This window comes from Dactylosporangium sp. NBC_01737 (assembly GCF_035963215.1).
Classification (GTDB): domain Bacteria; phylum Actinomycetota; class Actinomycetes; order Mycobacteriales; family Micromonosporaceae; genus Dactylosporangium.
The window spans coordinates 5,904,397-5,925,725 of record NZ_CP109153.1; the positions used below are offsets into that span (position 1 = coordinate 5,904,397).

General features: G+C 70.9%; 17 protein-coding genes. 5 read left to right on the plus strand and 12 right to left on the minus strand.

Going from position 1 to position 21,329, the window contains the following annotated elements:
- The first annotated feature begins 20 nt into the window (after positions 1-20).
- Positions 21-674 carry a response regulator gene (locus OHA72_RS26470; protein ID WP_327010491.1) on the plus strand — a complete coding sequence of 218 codons (654 nt, stop codon included), beginning with the start codon at positions 21-23 and terminating at the stop codon, positions 672-674.
- Positions 675-706: 32 nt separating this feature from the next.
- Here OHA72_RS26470 and OHA72_RS26475 read toward each other — a convergent pair whose 3' ends face one another.
- Entirely contained in the window at positions 707-1,282 is a 576-nt protein-coding gene (locus OHA72_RS26475; protein WP_327010492.1) for a hypothetical protein, read from the minus strand.
- Positions 1,283-1,614: 332 nt separating this feature from the next.
- Here OHA72_RS26475 and OHA72_RS26480 point away from each other — a divergent pair, with 332 nt between their 5' ends.
- Entirely contained in the window at positions 1,615-3,846 is a 2,232-nt protein-coding gene (locus tag OHA72_RS26480) for a putative bifunctional diguanylate cyclase/phosphodiesterase (RefSeq protein WP_327010493.1), read from the plus strand.
- A gap of 60 nt (positions 3,847-3,906) precedes the next feature.
- Here the strand turns inward: OHA72_RS26480 and OHA72_RS26485 are convergent, their stop codons facing one another.
- The gene (locus OHA72_RS26485) at positions 3,907-6,006 is read right to left on the minus strand and encodes a ThuA domain-containing protein (protein WP_327010494.1); all 2,100 of its coding nucleotides are present in this window, start codon (positions 6,004-6,006) and stop codon (positions 3,907-3,909) included.
- A gap of 1,038 nt (positions 6,007-7,044) precedes the next feature.
- Between OHA72_RS26485 and OHA72_RS26490 the strand changes: the two genes are divergently transcribed.
- Positions 7,045-10,419: a ThuA domain-containing protein gene (locus OHA72_RS26490; protein WP_327010495.1), complete on the plus strand. Its 3,375-nt coding sequence runs from the start codon at positions 7,045-7,047 to the stop codon at positions 10,417-10,419.
- Between the two features lie 91 nt (positions 10,420-10,510).
- Positions 10,511-11,815 carry an IolE/MocC family protein gene (locus OHA72_RS26495; protein ID WP_327010496.1) on the plus strand — a complete coding sequence of 435 codons (1,305 nt, stop codon included), beginning with the start codon at positions 10,511-10,513 and terminating at the stop codon, positions 11,813-11,815.
- Between the two features lie 112 nt (positions 11,816-11,927).
- On the opposite strand, the gene OHA72_RS26500 is transcribed toward OHA72_RS26495, so the two are convergent.
- Entirely contained in the window at positions 11,928-12,422 is a 495-nt protein-coding gene (locus tag OHA72_RS26500) for a nuclear transport factor 2 family protein (RefSeq protein WP_327010497.1), read from the minus strand.
- 146 nt (positions 12,423-12,568) lie between these two features.
- Here OHA72_RS26500 and OHA72_RS26505 point away from each other — a divergent pair, with 146 nt between their 5' ends.
- Complete coding sequence (locus OHA72_RS26505; RefSeq protein WP_327010498.1) at positions 12,569-13,531, plus strand: TIGR03619 family F420-dependent LLM class oxidoreductase; 963 nt, start codon at positions 12,569-12,571, stop codon at positions 13,529-13,531.
- Here the strand turns inward: OHA72_RS26505 and OHA72_RS26510 are convergent.
- The 9 genes from OHA72_RS26510 to OHA72_RS26550 form a co-directional block, all read right to left on the minus strand.
- Positions 13,504-14,487, minus strand: coding sequence for a zinc-binding dehydrogenase (locus tag OHA72_RS26510; protein ID WP_327010499.1), 984 nt, complete (start codon positions 14,485-14,487; stop codon positions 13,504-13,506). The genes OHA72_RS26505 and OHA72_RS26510 overlap by 28 nt on opposite strands.
- A gap of 55 nt (positions 14,488-14,542) precedes the next feature.
- The gene (locus OHA72_RS26515) at positions 14,543-14,842 is read right to left on the minus strand and encodes a hypothetical protein (protein WP_327010500.1); all 300 of its coding nucleotides are present in this window, start codon (positions 14,840-14,842) and stop codon (positions 14,543-14,545) included.
- Positions 14,843-14,845: 3 nt separating this feature from the next.
- On the minus strand, positions 14,846-15,934 hold the full coding sequence (locus OHA72_RS26520) for an ABC transporter substrate-binding protein (RefSeq protein WP_327010501.1): 1,089 nt from the start codon (positions 15,932-15,934) through the stop codon (positions 14,846-14,848).
- A 30-nt stretch (positions 15,935-15,964) separates the two neighbouring features.
- Positions 15,965-16,864, minus strand: coding sequence for an ABC transporter permease (locus tag OHA72_RS26525; RefSeq protein WP_327010502.1), 900 nt, complete (start codon positions 16,862-16,864; stop codon positions 15,965-15,967).
- A 2-nt stretch (positions 16,865-16,866) separates the two neighbouring features.
- Positions 16,867-17,697 carry an ABC transporter ATP-binding protein gene (locus OHA72_RS26530; protein ID WP_327010503.1) on the minus strand — a complete coding sequence of 277 codons (831 nt, stop codon included), beginning with the start codon at positions 17,695-17,697 and terminating at the stop codon, positions 16,867-16,869.
- Positions 17,698-17,740: 43 nt separating this feature from the next.
- Entirely contained in the window at positions 17,741-18,517 is a 777-nt protein-coding gene (locus OHA72_RS26535; protein ID WP_327010504.1) for an SDR family oxidoreductase, read from the minus strand.
- A complete protein-coding gene (locus OHA72_RS26540) occupies positions 18,514-19,146 on the minus strand; it encodes a cysteine hydrolase family protein (protein ID WP_327010505.1) in 633 nt (210 codons plus the stop codon). The genes OHA72_RS26535 and OHA72_RS26540 overlap by 4 nt, the downstream gene beginning before the upstream one ends.
- Entirely contained in the window at positions 19,143-20,204 is a 1,062-nt protein-coding gene (locus tag OHA72_RS26545; RefSeq protein WP_327010506.1) for a Gfo/Idh/MocA family protein, read from the minus strand. Before OHA72_RS26545 ends, OHA72_RS26540 begins: the two co-directional genes overlap by 4 nt.
- 236 nt (positions 20,205-20,440) lie before the next feature.
- Entirely contained in the window at positions 20,441-21,325 is an 885-nt protein-coding gene (locus tag OHA72_RS26550) for an amidohydrolase family protein (RefSeq protein WP_327010507.1), read from the minus strand.
- Between the last annotated feature and the right edge of the window lie 4 nt (positions 21,326-21,329).

Here is a 21,329-nt window from a genome sequence, read left to right on the forward strand (position 1 = left end):
ACTTCGCGGGACGGTGCTACATGTCCGACAGTGCGGGCCCGCTGCGGGTCCTGGTCGCCGACGACCATCCGGTGTTCCGCGCCGGCATGCGCCAGCTGCTGGACACCGAGCCGACGCTGACGTGCGTCGCGGAGGCGGACGGCGGCGCGGAGGCGATCAGGCTCGCGACGGCCCTGCTCCCCGACGTGGCCGTGCTCGACCTGCACATGCCGGGCGTCAACGGGGTCGACGCCGCCCGCGCCATCACCCGCGAGACATCGGCCGTCGGCGTGCTGATCCTGACCATGCTAGACGACGACGAGTCCGTGTTCGCCGCGATGCGGGCCGGTGCCCGCGGCTACCTGCTGAAGGGTGCGGGGCCGGCCGAGGTCGTCCACGCCATCCACGCGGTCGGTTCGGGTGCGGCGGTGTTCGGGCAGAACATCGCGCAGCGGGTCCTCGACCACTTCGCCAGACCCAAGCCGGCCGACGCGTTCGCGGACCTCACCAACCGCGAGCGGGAGATCCTCGGCATGCTCGCCGACGGCCACCCGAACGCCCGCATCGCCGAACAGTTGCACCTGAGCCCGAAGACCGTGCGCAACCACGTCTCCAGCATCTTCGCCAAGCTGCACGTGGCAGACCGGGCCGAAGCGATGCTGCAGGCCCGCCGGGCCGGGCTCGGCCAGCCGTAGCCGCCTTCCAGGGGCACTCGCGCGGCGGCTCCTCAGGCGAGGTAGCCCACCGCGTAGGTCAGCGTGATGCTGTTGTTGTTCTCGTTGTACTCGGTGAAGTTGGGAGTGTCGATCAGGATCGTGAACGTGTAGATGCCCGGTGCGGGCGGGGCCTGCCACACGTAGGTGAACTGGCTGTACGACCCCACCGGCATGTTGTTGCCGTAGCAGGCAAGGCCGGGCCAGTGGTAGGCGCCGCAGCCACCGATGCGCCAGCCGCCGTCGAACGACCCGGCGCGAGGAACGATGAACTCCTCATCCGATGCCGGGTCCCAGACCACGAACACCTCAAGCGGGGCGGGGCCCTCGGGCCACTCGACGGGTCCGGTCATCCCGCCGGTGCGCCAGCCGGTGCTGGTCACCCGCACCGTGTAGGTGTGGGTCTCGCCCGGAGCCACCGGAATCGGCAACGCCGGCACCGTCCACGCCGCGACCGTGAAGTCCGCCCAATACCGGTAACACGCGAAGCCGGTGCACTGCGCGGCCTGCGCGGGGGCGGCGAAGACCACGGTGCCGATCAGCATGAGGGCGGCGGCGAGGATGCGCCGCAGCCACGATTCACCAGACATGGCCTGACGCTATGAGCGCGGGTGCCCGCATTCAACGCGGCCGCCGCCACCTGACACCAACTCTGGCCCAACGTCCAGTCCGAGCCGGGACGCCGGTCCTGATCCGAACCGGGCGGCAGTCCCGAGTCGGACGGGACGCCGGCAGACGCAAGCGCGCCGACCGAACGTCACGACAGCCCGGCCGCTGGGTGTCGCATCACAGGAGGTGTCCGGCTGTCGTTGCGGTGCCTGTCAGGTCCGGCGGACAACCGGGCCGCAACCGGTGGACCGCTCAGCTGCGGCGGGACAGGGCCGATCTGCCTCCTGACATGGACTGGGACAGGAGGCAGACTATGCGCGGTTGGCTTCCGGCCGGAGGTGGCCTGCGCGACGAGGACTGGGCGCGCCGCCACCGTCTGCTGACGATGTTGCTCGCCTCGTCCGTCCTGGCCCTGACCGCCTTCGGTGTGGTGCGTCACACGCTCGGTACGGCCTGGGTGGTGACGGTCCTGCTGGTACTGCCGTGCCTCGTCGGTGCGGTGCAGCTGCGCCCGCGCCGGGCCCCTTCGACCCTCATCGCTGTCGGGTTCACCTTCGCGTGCGGCGGCTTCGTCGCCATGTGCGACGGGCTGACCGAGGCGCATTTCTCGTTCTTCATCGTGGTCGCCGCGCTGGCGCTGTACCGCGACTGGATGCCGTTCGGCGCGTTCCTGCTCGGCACGACACTGCACCACGCGGTCTTCGGCACGATCGTCAGCGACCACACCTACGATCACCACAGCGCCATGGCCCACCCGTGGATCTGGGCGCTGCTGCACGGCCTTGCCGTGCTGCTGGCCGCCGCGTTCCAGGTGGTGGCATGGAGCCTCACCGAGGCCGAGGAGCGCCGGGCGCAGGACAGTCTCGCGGCAAGCCAGGCGCAGCTGAGCGTGGCGTTCGACCAGACCCCGGTGCCGATGGCGATGCTCGCTCCCGACGGCCGGCTGCTGCGCACCAACTCGGCGTACCGCAGCTGGCTCGGCCTGCCCGAGCAGCTGCCGCCGGACTTCACCGTCGATCAGATTCCGCTGACCCCGGTCGCCCCCGGGCCGGACACGCTGTTCCAGGAACTGATGACGGCACCCGACGCGGCCACGGTGACCCGGGCGTACCGGCGCCACGACGACGATGCAGTGATCTGGATCGAGATCCACAGCAACGGGCTGCGGGACCGCCGGGGCCGGCTGCAGTCGATCTTCGTGCACTGCCTGGACGTCACCCGGCAGCAGGAGCACGAGGCCGCGCTGCGCCGTCAGGTGCGCCAGGACGCGCTGACCGGGCTGCTGTCGCGGTCGGCGTTCGAGGTGGACCTGGTGAAGCTCCTCGACGCGAGCGACGGGCCGGTGTCCGTGCTCTATCTGGACGTGGACCGATTCAAGACGATCAACGACGGGTCCGGCCACGCCGCCGGCGACGACGTGCTGCGCGCGCTCGCCGCCCGGTTGGAGCGGACCGTGCCCCGCGGCTCGCTGATCGCCCGGCTCGGCGGCGACGAGTTCGTGATCGCGCTTCCTGGCTCCCTGCAGCGCGGCCTCGACATCGGCCAGGCGGTGCTGGCGTCGCTGGACCAGCCGCTGCCGGTGGCCGCGGGGCACCTGCAGGTTGCGCTGAGCATCGGTCTGGCGCAGGCACTCGGCCCGCGGCAGGCCGAGCAGGCCGTACTGGCCGCCGACACCGCCATGTACACCGCGAAGCGCGCCGGCGGCAACCGCCTCGAAATCTTCAACGAGCAGATGCGGGTCGCGGTCCAGCAGCGGATCACCGCCGAGTCCAGGCTGCGGCAGGCCCTGGACGGCCGGCGCGAGGCCACCCTGCCGGTCTGGTTCCAGCCCATCGTGTCGCCCGCGACCGGGCAGATCGTCGGCGCCGAGGCGCTGGTCCGGATGCGGACCGCCGACGGCGAGCTGCTGGCGCCCGGCCACTTCATCCCGGCCGCGGAGGAGACCGGCCTGGTCGTCCCGCTCGGCGAGCACGTGCTGGCTCAGGCCCTGCGTCACCTGCACCGATGGCGCCACGAGCTGGGGTACGTGTCGGTCAACGTCAGCCCGCGGCAGCTGTCCGAGCCCGGCTTCGTGCCGATGCTGGTCCGGCTGCTGACCGCCAGCGGCCTGGACGACCCGGCCCGGCTGGTCCTGGAGATCACCGAGACGGCCCTGCTGTCCACCTCCGTGGACCTGCGGGACCGGCTGCACGCCATCAAGTCCGTCGGCGTCCGGATCGCCCTGGACGACTTCGGCACCGGGTACAGCTCACTGACCTGGCTCCAGTCGGTCCCCGCCGACATCGTCAAACTGGACCGCTCGTTCGTCGCCGGGCTGGCACACGACACCCGCAAGTCCTCGATCATCTCCGCCGTGCTCTGGCTGGCCCGCTCGCTGAACATGTCCGCGGTCGCCGAGGGCGTCGAAGACCTGGCCGACTGGGAAGCGCTCCGGGCCGCCGACTGCCCGGCGATCCAGGGATATCTCTTCAGCCGGCCCGTCACCGCCGACGACTTCTCCGCCATGCTCACGCGGACGCGCCGGGTCAGCCTGGAGGCGGCCTAGCCGGAAGCCGGCGGGGTGCACACCCCACCGGCGTCCGGGTTCACTGCGGTCGGCGCGGGACTACTTCAAGGACATCATCCAGTCCCGCAACTCGCGGGCCTGGCGGTCGAGCTCGCCGCGAGCTGTGCCGGCGGCGGGCGAGCCGGCCAGTGCGATGATCTTGTTGAGCGACGTGATCGCGGCGTTGTGGTCCAGCCGCAGGTAGGCGGCCTGGGCATCGTCGAGGAGTGCGGTGGCCGCTGCGGCGGACTCCGGATCCAGCGTGCCGGCCGCGGTGCCGGTGGTGATCAGCGTGCGGGTCTGCCGGAAGGTCGAGCAGTTTGCCTCGGTCTGGCCTGCGGTCCAGCTGATGCCGGCCAGCAGGATCCTGGTGAATGACTCACGGGAGTACTGCGCGCGATCGTGGCCGAGGATGAGGGAGAACTGGCGGCCGCCGTCGTAGTTCTGGCACCATGCGATCGGGTGGTCGCCGCCCATGAGCGCCAGCGGGACGTTCGCGGCGTTGCCGCTGTTGAGACTGCGGCGGTATGACGACTCGTCAAGGCTCAGCAGCGTGTGCACCTCGGCCCGCGGGTTGTGGTCGAAGTTGTACAGCTCGTCGATGGTGAGCCAGGTCGCCGGCAGGTGCGCGGTGGCCGGGTTCGTCGGGTCCTCGGTGTTGACCCGCACGTTGATGCAGCTGCCGCAGGTGCCCTCACCGTTCTGGCCGCCCGGGTGGTTGGTGAACCAGGCCCCGACCAGGTCGCGGTACCACGGCACGTTGTGGATCGCGTCGGACGCGCCGTGCAGCCCGACGTATCCGCCGCCGGCCTGGATGTACCCCTTGAACGCGGCCAGCTCGTCGGCGTTGAGCGCGTCCGCCGCCGGTGCGCTGCCGGCGTTGGTCCCGTCCACCGGGGAGCCGAAGATGATCGTCTTGTACTTCGCAAGGTCGGCGGCGGAGGTGAACGGCGTGCTCGACAGCGACGCCGGGGCCAGCCTCGGGTCCCAGATGTCGACGTCGAAGCCGTGCTGCTGACCCCACTGCTGGACGAGCAGGGCGGTGTCGGCGATGTGGTCGTGCCGGAAGCCCTTGGTGGCCGAGAAGTACAGCACCCGGTAGGTGGCGCCGGGGAAGTTCGTCGAGGCCGCGAGCGGCGTTACCGGTGCGATCGGGTTGGGCCCGGCGGCCGGCGTGACGGTCATACCGGTCGGCGGGTCGCCGGGCAGCTTCCCGGTGACCTGATCCTGCAGGTAGCGAGCGTCGCCGACGAGCGTGTCCCGGACCGCGCCGGAGGTCGGTGCGCCCTGCGCGGCGGCGACGAACTGGTTGAGGGCCCGCTTCGCCTGGTTGGTGTTGCCCTGCTCCGCGAGGCTCGCCGCCTCCGTCAGCTTGGCGCGCAGTCCGGCCCCGAGGTCCGCGCTGATCGCGCCGCCGGCGGCGAAACCGCCGATGAGGGTGTCGAGGTCGGCGAACGACGTGGTCACCACGAACGTCTGGTCGAACCGCGCCGCGTTGCCGGCGGCGTCGCTGGCCACCACGCTGATCGTGTGCGCCCCGGTGGCGAGGGCTGAGGTGGCGACGGGCAGCGGGGTCGTCTCGGTCTCGTCGATCCACATGCGGTGGATGAAGACGCCGCCGGAGCCGGGCGCGGGATCGGTCCGGGTCGGGATCAGCGTCGCGGTGTGGCCGACGTGCCCGTCGACGATGCCGGGCCAGCTGACCACCGGGGCGACGGTGTCGATCCGGACCGTGATCGTGCGGACGGCCTCGGCCGAACCGTCGCCGCCGACCGCGCGGTAGCCGACCGTGGTGGTGCCCTGCTGGGTGATCTGCACCGAGCCGGTCAGCGTCGAGGGGTACGGGGCGGTCGCGGACGTCGCGGTCTGGAACGGTGCCGCGTTGCCGAGCCTGTACTCCAGGCGTTGGACACCGTTGGCCGCGTCGGTCGCGGACAGGTTCAGCGTGACCGGGCCCCGGTAGTAGTTGTTGGTCCCGGTGGGAGGTGCCGGGGTGAGGGTGGCCGGCGTGCTCGTCGGCGCGGCCCATGCCGGGACGGCGATGACGAACGACCCGACGGACAGCGACGCCACCGGCACGGCAACGGCCAGGCGGCGTAACCAGTATCGGGAGTCTCTGCGCGTTCGGCTGGACGGGTGCATCGGACGTTGGCTGGGCATGGTTTTCCTTCCGGTTCAGGAACGGGAACGGATTCGGACGGTGTCCAGCGCGGCCGGAAGGGTCCCGTCCCCCCGGCCGCGCCGGCCAACCCCTCCCGCTTCGCCGCCTCCGGCTATGGAGCGCACCCACAGCCAGACCCTCTGGACAGCGTTGCCGGAGAGCTCTCCCCGTGCCGCCGCGTGCGGCGACGGCGCTTGTGCATGCGTCGATGGCAACGGTGGTCCCAAGTGGCGCGTCCACAAGGGACGGTCGCGGGTCAGCGCTGCTCGGCGGTCACGATGCTCGGGTCCGCCGCGGCGGGCCGTACGCACGGATCGAGCACACTGCCGTGTGCTGTGCGGTGGGTGTCAGAGCTGAAGGACAAGCAGTCCACCCCCTGGCTCGTTCACATGGTCGAAACGGTGCTGCCCCGTGGCCGACACAGTAGAAGCCTTCTGCTTGGAATGTCCAGGGCTTCGACGGCATATGATTCAACTTTCATTCAACTCAGCAAAAGACCCTCCTGTCGTCCGCGTGGGAGGCCATCAACGCGCCGGCACCCGCCGTGGTGCATGCGGGCCCATCGCGAACGCCAGGTGGCATTTCGCCAGGTCCAATGTCATCTTCGAGGCAGTCCGGTGCGGTGTGTAACGCAAATCGCTCCTCTTCCGCTCCTTCGAACGGGAGCATTCTCATGGCCGCCGAGAGGGCCTTGGGGGCTCTGCCGATGCGTGATGAGCTTTTGTTAGTACGATTAAAAGTTGGACCAGATCCAACCGAACTTTCACTTCGTTAACTCTTTCGTTTGACGGATTCGAGTTATACGGTGTCGGCTACAGGTTGACCGAGCCAGTCGCTCGCCCCGCTGAGCGGGATCCCGGCGAGCACTGACGCGCAGCTCGGCGATGCCCTCGCGGTTCGACGCACCCCCCCGTACGCCTCCCTCCGGGCGTGCCGCAGCACCACACCCCGTAACACGACCGGACGTCGTCCGCTCGCGGCGCAGCGCCGCGGCCCTCGACGGTCCGTTCGTCCTGCACCCCTGCGGAGGAGGTCCCATGATCAGAGCTCAGAGCCGTCGCGTCACCGCGTACGGCAGCCTGCTCGCGCTCGTTGCAACTGTGTTGGTCGGGACGGTGTCGGCGTCCGCCCCGGCGGTCGCCGCGCCCCAGCCGGCCAGTAACGGCATCCAGTACAAGGTTCTGGCGTTCACCAAGGCGGTCGGCACGAAACACGCGTCGACCTCGGCCGGCGTCAACGCGCTCAAGGAACTGGGCAAGCAGCTCCGGTTCACCGTCGAGGAGACCGACGACGCCGGGAAGTTCGACGAGCCCCATCTCAAGCAGTTCCGGGTGGTCGTCTTCCTCAACACGTACGGCGACGTGCTCGACGCGACACAGCAGGCCGCGTTCGAGTCGTACTACCGTGACGGCGGCGGCTTCGTCGGCATCCACTCGGCGATCGAGACCGAGCCGGACTGGCCGTTCCTCACCGATGTCCTCGGCACCAGGGCGTCCGGTGCGTCGAGCGTCACCAAGGCCACGATCAAGGTGGCGGACCGCGTGCACCCGGCATCGGGGAATCTGCCCGAATACTGGAACCGCACCGATCAGTGGTACAACTTCACGTCCAACGTGCGGGGCGTCTCGCACGTGTTGGCGACCGTCGACGAGAACACCTACAGCGGCGGCACGATGGGCTCCGACCACCCGATCACCTGGTGCAAGGACTACCAGGGCGGCCGCTCGTTCTACACCGGGCTCGGCGACACGCCGGCGAGCTTCGCCACGGCCGACCTGCGGACGCACCTCGGCGGTGCGGTCCAGTGGGCGGCCGGTATGACCGACGGCGACTGCGGTGCGACCGTGCTGGCGAACTACCAGATGGACTACGTCGCCGCGCCGCCGAACGTCAGCGAGCCGATCGGCTTCGATGTGCTGCCCGACGGCCGCGTCGTGCAGACCGACCGCCGTGGCGGCGTCCGCCTGCACGACCCGGCGAACAACACCACCCACCTGCTGGCGCAGATCCCCGTGTACATGGCCAGCGAGGACGGCATGTACGGCCCGGCGATCGACAACGACTTCGCCAACAACCGCTGGGTCTACCTGTACTACTCGCCGCTGACCATGGAAGCGCCGTACCCGCAGACGACGCCGACCGCGAACGCCCCGACGACCGGCGCCGACCCCAGCGTCTGGGATCCGTGGAAGGGCTACTTCCAGCTGTCGCGGTTCAAGTTCGTCGACGGTCCCACCCCGACCCTCGACGTCGCGACCGAGCAGAAGATCATGAAGGTGCCGGTCAACCGCGGTGCCTGCTGCCACGTGGCCGGCGACATCACCTTCGACAAGGACAACAACCTGTGGATGGTGACCGGCGACGACACCCCGGCGGGTGGCGGCAACTCCGGTGGCTTCGCGCCGTTCAACGACATGCTCACCACGACCGGGCAGTACAACGCCCCGTTCGTCGACGCCCGGCGCTCGGCGATGAACACCAACGACCTGCGCGGCAAGGTCCTGCGCATCAAGGTCCAGGGTGACGGCTCGTACACCATCCCGGCCGGCAACCTGTTCACCGGCAACGAGGAGGGCGGTGGCAAGACCCGGCCCGAGATCTACGCCATGGGCTTCCGCAACCCGTTCCGCATCACCGTGGACAAGGCCGGCGTCGCCTACGTCACCGACTACTCGCCCGACTCGTCGACGCCGCAGGTGAACCGCGGGCCCGCGGGCACCGGCCGGATGGAGATCGTGCGGCGCCCGGCCAACTACGGCTGGCCGCTGTGCTACTCGCCGACCCTGCCGTACTACCGGTGGAACTTCAACACCTCGACGCCGCTGGACAGCCCGCCGCAGGCGTTCGAATGCAACAACCCGGACCACGGCCCGGCCAACACGTCGCGGTGGAACACCGGCCTGACGTACGCGCCGGCGATCGCGCAGCCGGACATGTGGTACTCGTTCCAGGACAACAACGCGGCCAACCCGCTCGGCACGCCCTGCGCGGCGTACTACATGCAGACCCCGGCCGGCAAGTGCCCGCAGCTGTTCCCGGAGCTCGGCACCGGCGGCGTCGGGCCGCACGGCGCGGCCAAGTACGACTACGACCCGAACAACCCCAACCCGACGAAGTTCCCGGCGTACTACGACCAGTCCATCTTCTTCGGCGAGTTCACCCGCGACTACCTGCGGGAGATCCGGCTGGACTCGTCCGGGCAGGTCTTCAAGATCAACGACCTGCTCAGCTGTGGCGCGGGGCCGGCCACGCCCGCCCGGCCGTTCCTGTGCGACAACCCCATGGACATGATGTGGGGCAAGGACGGCAGCTTCTACCTGCTGACCTACGGTGACGGCTTCTTCAACATCAACCCCGACGCAGCGCTGGTGAAGTTCAGCTATGTCAAGGGCACCCGGGCGCCGGTCGCGAAGCTGTCGGCCACCCCGACCGACGGCGTTGGGCCGCTGACCGTCGCGTTCTCCAGCGAAGGCTCGAAGGACGCGGACCCGGGCGACTCCATCAGGTTCGCCTGGGACTTCGACGGCAACGGCACGACCGACTCGGTCGACCCGGACCCGACGTTCACGTACACCACCAATGGGGTGTACACGGCCCGGCTGACCGTCACGGACTCCAGCGGCAAGACCGCCTCGGCCAACACGACGATCACCGTCGGCAACACCTCGCCGACGGTCAAGGTCACCGTGCCGATCGAGGGTGGTCTGTTCGCCTTCGGCGACTCGATCCCGTTCAACGTCACGGTCACCGACCCGCAGGACGGTGCGATCGACTGCTCCCGGGTCGAGGTGACGTTCGTGCTCGGGCACGACAGCCACGGCCACGCCGAGTCGACCGCGACCGGCTGCTCCGGGACGCTGCCCACGTCCGACGAGGACGCCTCGCACGGCGGCAACGTGTTCGGCGTGATCAGTGCCTCGTACACGGACCGGGGCGGCGCCGGCGGCATCCCGGCGCTGACCACCGTCAACCAGACGACCATCCGGCAGAAGAAGCAGGAGCTCGAGTTCGCCGTCGACCAGTCCGGCACGAACACGGCGGCCACCGCCGACACCGGCGGCGGGCTGCAACGCGGCAGCCTCGGCAACGGTGACTGGATCGCCCTCAACGGCACGGTCGACCTCGAGAACATCAACTCGCTGACGTTCCGCACGTCGGGTGGCAGCGGCGCGGCCGGTACCGGATCCGTCGAGGTCCGCCTGGACGCGGTCGACGGGCCGGTCCTGACCACGGTCACGATCGCGCCCACCGCGAACGCGACCACGTACGCCAGCCAGACCTTCCCGATCACTGACCCCGGTGGGGCACACCGGATCTACCTGGTGTTCCGTCCCGTCGCGGGCGGGCCGACGAACAACTACTTCAACCTCAACTGGGTGGAGTTCGGCGGTCAGGGCGTGAGCGCGCCCTAGCGCCATCCGCCGGGGCGGGGTGTGACACCCCGCAGTGCCCACACCCCGCCCCGGTCTGAACCACACGCACTACCAGCAGAAGGAGCAACACATGTCCGGAAAGATCAGCCGCCGCCGGGTATTGGCCGGTGCCGGTCTCACGGCGGCCGCCGCGTTCACCCCGCTCGGCCCGGCCTCCGTCTTCTCCGCCTCGGCGGCGAGCGCGGCCAACGGCCGGCTCATCCCCGACGGCAAGCTCGGCACCATCACGTACAGCCAGCGTGACGTCCCGACCCGGATCGGCATCGCCGCGAGCGCCGCGCTGGGCGTGGCGCCGACCATGGGCTACCTGGGCGGTCCCAACTTCCCCAAGGACCCGACCGACCTCGGGCCGCTGGTGCCGCTGCCGGGCGGCTGGCTGGAGCTGTTCGAGTTCCTGGCCAACGCCGGCTTCAAACAGATCGAGTTCGCCGGCTACGGCCAGCACGCCTCGAACCCGGGCGGCGCCGCGCCGAACCCGGCCCCGGGCGGCACGACCACCCCGGAGGCGCGGGCGGCCTACCTGGCCTATGCCCGCACCCTGCGCGGCTTCCTCGACGCCTTCGGCCTGCAGGCGATCGGCAACCACGGGTTCGTCCCGAACACCTGGAACGGCCCGGGCAGCGCTGGCGGCGCGATGACCACCCAGGACTATAACCGGCTGCAGGCCGAGCTGGAGTTCGCGGCGATCCTCGGCATGCCGTACATGGGCACCGGCAACGACCCGACGAGCGCCAACAACCGCAACATCGAGCCGTGGACCATCGCGGGCGAGAAGTGGTCGGCGCTCAACGAGATCAGCGTGGGGCAGTGGGGCATCCACATGTACACCCACAACCACTCGCCGGCGTACAACTTCCTCCAGGACGGGCCGCTGGTCACCGTCACCCAGGACCGGATCACCGGCGCGCCGATCGCGCCGACCCAGGTCCGCGGCGAGTCGGGCAAGCGGCTCATGCAGCACTACCTCGATGTCACCAGTGCCGACCTCGTCGTCATCGAGATGGACGTCTACTGGGCCCACGTCGCGCAGCACCAGCACCGCTGGCGCTACGACTGGGAAGGCAAGCGCGTCGAGGACATCTTCGACCCGACCGCCCAGGTCGCCAGGCAGACCAAGCGGTACCCGCTGTTCCACGCCAAGGACGGCGACGCCACCGGCCAGCCGCCCGGCGTGGGTGACGGCTACTCGTGGATCCCGTTCGGCGACCCCCGCAGCGACATCAACTACGAGGGGTTCTACGGCAACATCGGCGCCAAGGGGTTCCACAACTCGAACTACGAGCAGGACAACGCCCCCGGCGGCAACGGTGACCCCGGTCAGTCGCTGCGCTTCGCCAGGATCAGCGCCGCCGGCATGGCGGCCCTGCGCGGCTGACCCGTCCGACGAGAGAGAGTTGGAGGCCGTCCCCGCAGCCCCGGGGACGGCCTTCGGTCGTGCGCCCGCAGGCCGTGCGCGGCGCTCCGCGTCGCGGCGGACAGGGCGGCTCCTACGGTGTGAGCAACCGGTAGACGTAGTCCTCCCGGTCCCGCCGGCCGGCCGGGCCGGGGCCCTCGCGGGGGACGAACAGGTTGGCCTCCGAGCGCGTCCACTCCCGTGACGCGTAGCGCTCCAGGATGCGCCATTCGCCGTCGCGCTGCTCGACGAGGTCGACGTAGCGGAAGCCGCTGGTGAAGTTCAGCTGAGGGCTGTCGGACGGCGTGCCCCAGTGCACGGCCATGCCGTAGGTCTCGGACAGGGCGCGGGGCCTCGCGAACTCGACGAGGTGGTTGGCGACCAGGTGCATCGTGCCGTCGAAACCGCGCAGTTTCGGCTCCACCCAGGCGATGTACTCCTCGACGGGTCCGTCGAAGCCGGTGTGATGGTCGATCGCGCCGTCGTGGTAGCAGGATCGGACCAGGTCCATGTCCAGCCGGTCGACGCCCCGGCAGTACCGGCAGACCAGATCCCGGATGGCGGCCCGGTCAGCATCGTCGCTCGTCATCAAAAGCCTCCGTAACTGTCCGGTGCGGACCGCGTGGCCTGGTGCTTTCCGGGTCCGCACCGGTAGGCTACCAAGCACTTGCTTGGTTCGGGAATCCGTTGCCTGCCAACGGTTCCGGTGGTGCTCATGGAGGAAATGGAGACGCGATGGCTCGGTTGGGCTTCAACCTGATGGCCGTGGAGGAGCTGTACGGCGGCCGGTTCGCCGGCATCCTCGAGGCGGCGACGCTGGCCGACCGGATGGGCGTGGACCTGCTGGTGCTCCCGGACCACGTGACGATCAGCGAACAGGCCCACCGCGACCGGGTGACCCTCGGCTTCCCGTACCCCATCCCGACCAACTGGTTCGAGCCGCTGACCGCGCTGGCGGCGGTCGCCGCCGTCACCGAACGCGCCCGGCTCGGCACCAACGTGCTCATCGCACCGATCCGCCCCGCCGTGCTGCTGGCCAAGCAGCTCGCGACGCTCGACGTCATCTGCGGCGGGCGGCTGGACGTGGGGCTCGGGGCGGGCTGGCAGGAGGAGGAGTACCGGGTCACCGAGCGGCCGTTCGAGCGTCGCTTCGGCTACCTCGAGGAGCAGGTCGCCGTCTGCCGTGCGCTGTGGGCCGGCGGGCCCGCGGCCCATGCGGGGCACCGGGTGGACTTCACCGACCTGCACAGCATGCCGGTGCCGGTGCAGGGCGCGGACCTGCGGTTGTCGTTCGGCTTCAACCCCACCCCGCGGGCGATCGAGCGCATCGTGCGCCACGGCGTGGGCTGGTGGGCGGCCCCGATGCCGATCGAGGACGTCCGGGCGGCGATCGCCGGCATCCGCGCGGAGTGCGGGCGGGTCGGCCGGGACCCGGCGGAGGTCACCGTCACCGCGGCCACGACGCTGGTACCGCACGGGAAGTCGGCCGGGGAGGTCGGCGCGATGCCCGTCGTGCAGGAGGCGCAGGCGCTGTGGGACGCCGGCGCCGACTGCGTCATCGTGCACCCGCTCGCCTTCGTCCGGGCGCCGCAGGAGCTGCCGGGCTTCCTGCAGCCCCTGCTCGACGCCCGGGACGCGGTCCGGTCTGACGCCCGGGACGCGGTCCGCCCTCACGCTTCGAGGACGACCTTGAGCTGACCGGCGCGGGGAGCGGCGGCCCGCGCGTAGGCGTCCTGCGCGCGGGTCATCGGCAGCCGGTCGGTGACGTAGGCGTCCAGGATCGACGGATGTTCCCGCAGATACTGCTGGGCGAGCCGGAGCACCCGCTGGCGGTCCTTGGTGGTGCCGGCCCGCAGGGTCAGGTCCTTGCGGAAGAAGGTGTGCATCGGCACCGGGTAGACCAGGTCGTCGGGCACCCCGAAGTAGTAGACCAGGCCGCCGCCCGCGACCGCGTCGACGGCGCAGGCGAGGGTGCCGACCTGGTGCCCGATGGACTCGACCACGACCTGCGGCCGGTCGGCCGCGGCGAGCGACTCCACCCACCGGTCGCACGAGGCCCAGACGAACTCGTCGACGCCGAACGCCGGCGCCTCGGTCGATCGGTCGACGCGGTCGACGCCGACGACGTGGCCGGCGCCCATCGTCTTCAGGACATGGCTGAACAGCATCCCGATCGGCCCCTGGCCCAGGACGGCGACCCGCTGCCCGGTCACGTCGCCCATCCGCTCGACGGCGTAGATGACACAGGCCAGCGGCTGCGCGACGACGGCGTCGGCCGCCGCCAGCGAGCCGTCGTCCGGCACCAGCGAGTCCCCTTCGGTGACCACCAGCTCCGCGATCGCGTCCTGGCCCAGGGCCCAGCCGACCGCGGTGGTGCCGGCCTGGAAGCCGGGGTGGCGGGAGGCGAGCACGTCGCCGACCACCTCGTGCATCGGGCAGCCCGGCCCCGGCGGTGCCCCGTCCGGGTGGTTGCCGAGCCCGCCCTGGCGCTGGATGGCGCCCTTGAACAGTGGCATGTCACTGCCGCAGATCGCGCCGGCCCGCACCCGCAGCAGCACCTCGCCGGGGGCGAGGGCCGACGCGGACGGTGCCGGGACGCGGACGTCGGCAAACGTCGATGGGGCCACGAGCTGGGCCGCCCACATGTCGCTCATCAGTACCTCTCCGATGGCCTGCCGGGCGGGCTGGACGGCCCGCCCGGCAGGTGCCTCACGCGTTGCCGGACCGCTGCGACTCGACATACCTGCGGATGACGTCGATACCGTCGAACAGCTCGGTGAACGTCCACTCGCGTGGCGCGTCCGGAGCCGCCCGCAGCATCGCCAGCAGCGCCTCCTCACTGGCCACGTTGGCGATGATCAGCCGCCCGCCGCCGGACATCGAGTACAGGCAGTCGAAGGTGCCGTCGGCCAGCCGGGCCGAGATCCAGTCGACGGCCGCGTCGGCGATCCGCAGCCCCAGCTGCGGATCGACCGGACCGTGGTGGCCGACGGCGAGGAACTTGCGCATCGGCTACGCGGCCAGCGCCGTCTGGCGCGGCGTGTCATCGTAGATCTGGCTGTCGGCCAGGGGCTTGGGGAAGTTGACGATGCCGCCGATCTCGGCCCAGGCCGCCTCGATGGGCGCGATGTTGGTGATGGGGAACTTGAAGTCCGGGTCGAAGACGAGGCTGGACGCCCCGGTCACCTGCGCCTCGGTCGCTCCCATCGCCTTGATGAGCCCCGCCTTCACCTCCGGGTTGCTGCGGTAGTCGCCCTGCAGGTAGGTGCGGCTGGTGCGCACGAGCGCGCGCACGATGGCCGCGGCGACCTCCGGCTTCTCGGTGCGGATCTTGCCCATCCAGTAGCTGGTGATGGAGGCGGTGAACGGGATGATGAGCTTGTGACCGGTCTTCTCGGCGGTGCTCCAGACCGGGTCGCTGAGGTTGCCGGCGTCGACGGAGCCGGAGTCGAGGCCGGCCAGCAGGTCGGCGCCGCCCAGCGGGACGATGGTGACGTCCTTGACGGTGAGGTTGCAGGTCTTGAGGTAGGCGGCCAGCTCGACCACGGCCGGGGAGCCCAGGCCGGTGGCGGAGCCGGTCGAGACCTTCTTGCCCTTCAGGTCGCAGGCGGTGAAGGTGCCGTCGGCCTTGAGCAGGCTCTTGCGCACGTAGTAGCCCTGGTGGTTGGCGGGACTCCAGCCGACGCCGCCGCCGATGCCCTTGATGTCGGCACCGCCCGCAATGGCGTTGAACAGGCCGGCCGACGGCGCGGCGGGCGCGAAGTCGATGTCACCCTTCTGCATCAGCACGACGAGGTTGTTCGTCTGGACCAGCTGGATGTTGATTTTGATGTTTTCCTTCTTGAACTCGCCGAAGTGCTCGGCGAGCAGCAACGGCGCGTACGCCTCGATGTTGCGGAAGGGCAGCGAGGCGTTGACGGTGGTCTCGGCCGCGAGCGGCTTGGGCGCCGGGGTGTTCGGCCCGGTCGGGCCGGGGCTGGGCGCGTTGGCGGCTGAGGTCCCGGTCGGGGTCGAGGCCGGTGCGGCGCTGTCGTCGCCGCAGGCGGACAGCAGCGGGACAACGAGCACGGCGGCGACGAACATGGCGGCTAATCGGCGCATTGCGACGTCCTTTCACAGCAGGGGGAAGACTTACAGGAGGTTGCGGTCGCCGCCTTCGATCTCGACGCGTGCCCACGGCAGCACGAGCAGCGACACCCACTTGACGAGGTTGCTCAGCAGCAGTCCCATGAGGGCGACCGCCACGATGCCGACGTACATCCGGGGCGCTTGGAAGAGCGTCCAGGAGTACCAGATGAGATAGCCGATGCCCTTGTTCGCCTGGGTGAACTCGACGCCGACCATCATGAGCACGGCGACACTGACCGACATCCGCAGACCGATGAACATCTGCGGCAGGGCGGCGGGGAACAGCACATGGCGGAAGGTCAGCCAGGAGCCGGCGTGGAAGCTCTGCGCCACCTCGCGGTGCCCGGGGCTGACGGCCAGGAACGCGGCCATCGTGCTGACCCACATGAAGAAGAAGACGGTCATGCCGATGGCCACGTTCAGCGCCGTGTCGGTGAGGCCGAAGATGAGCAGCAGCAACGGGAAGATGGCCAGCTTCGGCACCGTGTAGAGCGCCGAGAGCAGCGGTTCGAGCGTGGCCCGGACCCAGCGGGAGGCGCCGAGCGCGATGCCGGCCGCGACGCCCGACACGACACCCATGGCGCAGCCGATGAGCACCCGGGTCAGGCTGGCCCAGAGGTGGTCGAACAGCTCGCCGCTCTCGATGAGCTCGAGCGCGGCCCGCCAGACGTCGGTCGGCGGGGGGAAGAACAGCGGGTTCAGCGCGCCGCTCGTCGCAGCGACCTGCCACACCACGAACAGCAGCACCGGGGCGCCGAAGCCCAGCAGGATCTCGATGAGCCGGCGCCGGCGCCGCCGGACCGCGGCCTTCTCCGGGGTGGCCGACGCCTCGCGGCGCACCATCCGCCCGCTCGTCTGTGTCGGCGTCCGTACCGCCGGGGCCGGCTTGGTGATCTCGGCCATGACTACTCCTCTCCCGCCGTGAGCGAGGCCTGGACCTCGTCGCGCAGCACGTCCCAGACGTTCTGCTGCAGCGCCGCGAACTCGGGCGTGCGGCGCACGTCGCTGGAGCGGGGACGCCCGAACGGGACGGTGATGTCGCTGACCACCCGGCCGGGCCGGGCCGACACGACGACCACGCGGTCGCCGAGGACCAGCGCCTCCTCAAGGCTGTGGGTCACGAAGATAACGGTGCGCCGGTCCTCCTCCCAGACCTTGAGGAGCACCTCCTGCAGCACGACCCGCATCTGCGCGTCGACGGCAGCGAACGGCTCGTCCATGAGCAGGATCTGGGGTTGTACGGCCAGCGCCCGCGCGATCGACACCCGCTGGCGCATGCCGCCGGACAGGGTCGCCGGGTACGCCTTCTCGAAGCCGCTCAGCCCGATCCGGCGGATCCATTCCATCGCCCGCTCGTTGGCCTCCCGCCGGGGGACCCTGGCCATCTCCAGGCCGAACCGCACGTTGGCCAGGACGGTCTTCCAGGGCAGCACGCCGTAGTCCTGGAAGACCATCGACGTCGCCGCCCGGCCCTCGTCGAGCCAGAGGTCCAGTGTGCCGGCGGTCGGTGGCAGCAGCCCGTTGACGATGCGCAGGAACGTCGACTTGCCGCAGCCGGACGGGCCGACCAGGCAGACGAACTCGCCGTCGGCCACGCGCAGGTCGAGCGGGCCGAGGGCGTGGACGCGGTGCTTGCCGGAGATGAACTGCCGCTCCACGCCTGCTGCGAGCAGTTTGGCGCCGGACGGTGCGGTCGGCGGGGGTGCCGCGGTCGCGTGCCGTGTCTGTGTGTCCACTGTGCTCCAGGTGTTCTCGGGGGTGTGCGCACGGGCGGGCGCGTCAGCCGAACCACTGGCCGGCGTTGACGTCGAGGGTCTGGCCGGTGACGCCGGCGGATGCGGGCGAGCCGAAGAAGGCGACCACGTCGGCCACCTCGCGGGCCGTCACGAACCGGCCCAGGCAGGTCGTCGCCTCGGCGCTCTGCCGGGCCTGCGCGGCGCTCGTGCCGCGGCGGGTGCCGGCATCGGCGAAGAACGCCTCGAGGTTGTCCGACTCGATGTAGCCGGGCACCACGGCGTTGACCCGGACCGCGTGCGGGCCGAGTTCGCGGGCCAGGACCTGGACGAGGGTGAGCATCGCCGACTTCACGACCGCGTAGATACCGGACCCCGGGTAGGGCTGGCGGGCCGAGATGGAGCTGACCAGGACGACCGACGCCGTCCGTCCCTGCATGAGTGGCAGCAGTTCGTACAGCAGGTTCGTCGCCGACAGGATGTTGCCGTCGACGGCGGCGTGCCAGTCGGTGGCCGAGCGTTCGTCCAGCGGTCCGAGCGGCGGCCGGGAGAACGCGTTGTGGACCAGGACGTCGACCGTGCCGTACCGTTCGCCGATCAGCCGTGCGGCTTCGGCGCAGCGGTCCCGGTCGGTCAGGTCGGTCGGCAGGCACAGCGCGGCCCGGCCGGCCGCGCGGACCTCACGCCCGACCTCGTCCACATGGTCGCTGCGGCGGGCCAGCAGGGCCACGTCGGTCCCGGCCCCGGCGAAGGTCAGGGCGAGCTCGCGGCCCAGCCCGGGCCCGACGCCCGCGATCGCGGCGACCCTGCCGTCGGTGCTCATGCCGGCTCCGCCCAGGAGGCGAGAATCTCGTCCACTGTGGACAGTGTGGCGAGGTGGCGCAGGCTGTACCGGATCACCTGGGCCGCGTAGTCGGCCGGCACGCCGGCCACCGCGTCGACCGGCACCACCACGCGGTAGCCCAGCCCGACCGCCTCCATCGAGGCGCCGAGGATGCCCATGTTCACCGACACGCCGACCAGGACGATCGTGCGTGTCCCGAGGCCGCGCAGGGTCGCGTCGAGCTCGGTGCCGGTGAACGGGGTCACGCCGTGCAGCCGCTCGACGGTCACGTCGCCGGGCTCCGGCCCCAGCTCCGGCAGCACCTGCGCCGACACGGACCCGGTGAGCAGGTGCCCGGGCATGCTCGCGGCCCGTTCGAGGATCGGTGCGTTGGTCCGGGGCGGCCGTCCGCCGGTGCGGCGGGCCACGGTGGCGTGCACGACCGCGACGCCGGCCGGGCGGGCCGCGAGCAGCAGGCGGCGCACGTTGTCCACGCCACCGCCGCCGCGCAGCTGCTCGCCCAGCTCCGGCACGAGGCTCTCGGTGCCGACGATGCCCCGCTGCAGTTCCATCGTCACGACCGCGGTGTCGGCGGGGCGGACCACCGCGTTGTCGAGTCGTCGGCTCATGCGTCTCCTCCGAGCTGGATGGCGCGGCGCTGCTCGGCGGAGGCCTGGATCGCCTCGACCACCCGCAGCACGGCCAGGCCGTCGGCGAAGGTCGCCGGGCGGGGAAAGTGGGGTGGCGTCCGGCCGTCGAGGCGTTGGTGCAGCCAGCGGGCGAGGCCGGTGTAGGACGCGATCTCGGCCGCGGTCCACGGCCGGGGGTCCTGCGGGGCCGGCGCCGGCGGCGGCACGGACGGGTCCGGGGTCAGGTCGTGTGACCCGTCGGCGGTCTGCAGGCGGGTCCGGCCGTCCACGATGGACACCGTGCCGGCGGTGCCGGCCACTCTGGTCACCTCGACCGGCTCGCCCCAGGCCGCCGCGCACTCCTGGATCACCCCGACGGCGCCGGACGCGGTGCGCAACAGCACGCCGTAGCCGTCGTCGGCGCCGCCGCCCGGCCGGGGCACCGCCTGGCCCAGCGTGGCGGACACCTCGACGATCGGGCCGAGCCACAGCTGCACCTGGTCCAGCAGATGGGTGCCGTTGGCCCGCAGCCAGCCGCCGCCGCGGGCCGGATCGAACCACCAGCCGGGCGCGCTGGCGTCGGCGGCGGCCAGCATCGGGTAGGAGCGCACGATCGTGGCCGTGTGCGGGCGGCCCACGCGGCCGGCGGCGATCGCGTCGCGGACCGCCTCGACGGTGGGGTCCCAGCGGAACTCGGTGCCCACCAGCGCGATGACGCCGGCGGCGTCGGCCGCCTTCGTCACCGCCTCGGCCTGCTCGACCGACAGTGCGAGGGGTTTCTCGCAGATGACGTGCCGGCCGGCCGCGATGGCCAGCCCGGCCAGTTCGGCGTGGGTGTCCGGGGGAGTGGCGATCGTGACGACCTCGGCGTCGGTGGCGTGCAGGGCGGCCGCGAGCGAGTCGAACCCGGCCGGTACGCCGACCCGCTGCGCGCGCCGGGTCGTGCGCTCGGCGTCCTGGCCGACCAGGGCGGCCACCTGGAACCCGGCCGCCCGCAGTGCCGGCACGTGCACCCGCAGTCCGAAGCCGGTGCCCACGACGATCGCGCGGCGGGTCATGCGTCCTCACTTCGTTCCGGGCGCATGACCCACGACTGCGCTGCTGATGACCGGCCCGAGCCGCTCCGCTGGCCGGTCATGCGTCCTCACTTCGTTCCGGGCGCATGACCCACGACTGCGCTGCTGATGACCGGCCCGAGCCGCTCCGCTGGCCGGTCATGCGTCCTCACTTCGTTCCGGGCGCATGACCAACGACTGCGCTGCTGATGACCGGCCCGAGCCGCTCCGCTGGCCGGTCATGCGTCGGCCTTGCCGAGGCCGAGCACGTGCAGGGCGTTGGTGCGCAGGAACTTCTCCCAGACGTGCTCATGCAGCGGCAGGTCGTCGAGCTCGGTGAAGATGCGCTCCAGCGACAGGCCCATCGGGAAGTACCCGGCGTAGAGCACCTTGTCCGCGCCGCGGGTGTTGGCGAAGTCGAGGATCTGTTTCGGGTAGTACCGCGGGGCGAAGGCGCTCGTGGAGTAGTAGAGGTTCGGCCACTTCAGCAGCAGCTTCACGGCCAGGTCGACCCAGGGTTCGCAGCCGTGGCGGGTGACGAAGCGCAGCTCCGGGAAGTACCAGCAGACCTCGTCGATGAGCGCGACGTCCTGGGCCGCGAACGGGATGCGGGGCCCGGGCACGCCGGCGCAGACGAAGATCGGGATGTCCAGGTCGATGCAGGCCGCGTACAGCGGGTAGAACCGCTTGTCGTTGATGGGCACCGGCGGGTTCAGGCCGCTCGGCATCGCGCTGGCCGCGACCACGCCCAGTTCCTCGACGGCCCGGCGCAGCGCCCGCACGCCCTCCATCCCGGCGTTGGGATCGACCGGGAACGCCCCGAGGAACCGCTCGGGGTGGGCCTTCAGCGCGGCGACTGCGAGCTCGTCGTCGAAGCTCACCGTGATCATGCCGCGTTCGACGCCCCAGCGGTCCATCTCCAGCAGCACGGCGTCGGCGCCGTCCGCGCTGAAGCGCTGGTCGGGCAGGCTCTTGTACATGTACTGCGCCGGGAACCGGTAGGTCTCCCGGCTTTCGCGGTCGCGCAGCTGGGTGCCGAGGAACCGGCGCCAGCTGTCGTCGTCGGGTCCCTTCGGGATCCCCATCATCAGGTCGATGACGCCGATGTCGGCGGGTCTGGGCATCGTC

Bases quoted from the DNA above. Each gene is read 5' to 3' on its own strand.
- OHA72_RS26470 (WP_327010491.1), top strand. From the start codon at position 21: ATGTCCGACAGTGCGGGCCCGCTGCGGGTCCTGGTCGCCGACGACCAT.
- OHA72_RS26475 (WP_327010492.1), bottom strand. From the start codon at position 1,282: ATGTCTGGTGAATCGTGGCTGCGGCGCATCCTCGCCGCCGCCCTCATG.
- OHA72_RS26480 (WP_327010493.1), top strand. From the start codon at position 1,615: ATGCGCGGTTGGCTTCCGGCCGGAGGTGGCCTGCGCGACGAGGACTGG.
- OHA72_RS26485 (WP_327010494.1), bottom strand. From the start codon at position 6,006: ATGCCCAGCCAACGTCCGATGCACCCGTCCAGCCGAACGCGCAGAGAC.
- OHA72_RS26490 (WP_327010495.1), top strand. From the start codon at position 7,045: ATGATCAGAGCTCAGAGCCGTCGCGTCACCGCGTACGGCAGCCTGCTC.
- OHA72_RS26495 (WP_327010496.1), top strand. From the start codon at position 10,511: ATGTCCGGAAAGATCAGCCGCCGCCGGGTATTGGCCGGTGCCGGTCTC.
- OHA72_RS26500 (WP_327010497.1), bottom strand. From the start codon at position 12,422: ATGACGAGCGACGATGCTGACCGGGCCGCCATCCGGGATCTGGTCTGC.
- OHA72_RS26505 (WP_327010498.1), top strand. From the start codon at position 12,569: ATGGCTCGGTTGGGCTTCAACCTGATGGCCGTGGAGGAGCTGTACGGC.
- OHA72_RS26510 (WP_327010499.1), bottom strand. From the start codon at position 14,487: ATGAGCGACATGTGGGCGGCCCAGCTCGTGGCCCCATCGACGTTTGCC.
- OHA72_RS26515 (WP_327010500.1), bottom strand. From the start codon at position 14,842: ATGCGCAAGTTCCTCGCCGTCGGCCACCACGGTCCGGTCGATCCGCAG.
- OHA72_RS26520 (WP_327010501.1), bottom strand. From the start codon at position 15,934: ATGCGCCGATTAGCCGCCATGTTCGTCGCCGCCGTGCTCGTTGTCCCG.
- OHA72_RS26525 (WP_327010502.1), bottom strand. From the start codon at position 16,864: ATGGCCGAGATCACCAAGCCGGCCCCGGCGGTACGGACGCCGACACAG.
- OHA72_RS26535 (WP_327010504.1), bottom strand. From the start codon at position 18,517: ATGAGCACCGACGGCAGGGTCGCCGCGATCGCGGGCGTCGGGCCCGGG.
- OHA72_RS26540 (WP_327010505.1), bottom strand. From the start codon at position 19,146: ATGAGCCGACGACTCGACAACGCGGTGGTCCGCCCCGCCGACACCGCG.
- OHA72_RS26545 (WP_327010506.1), bottom strand. From the start codon at position 20,204: ATGACCCGCCGCGCGATCGTCGTGGGCACCGGCTTCGGACTGCGGGTG.
- OHA72_RS26550 (WP_327010507.1), bottom strand. From the start codon at position 21,325: ATGCCCAGACCCGCCGACATCGGCGTCATCGACCTGATGATGGGGATC.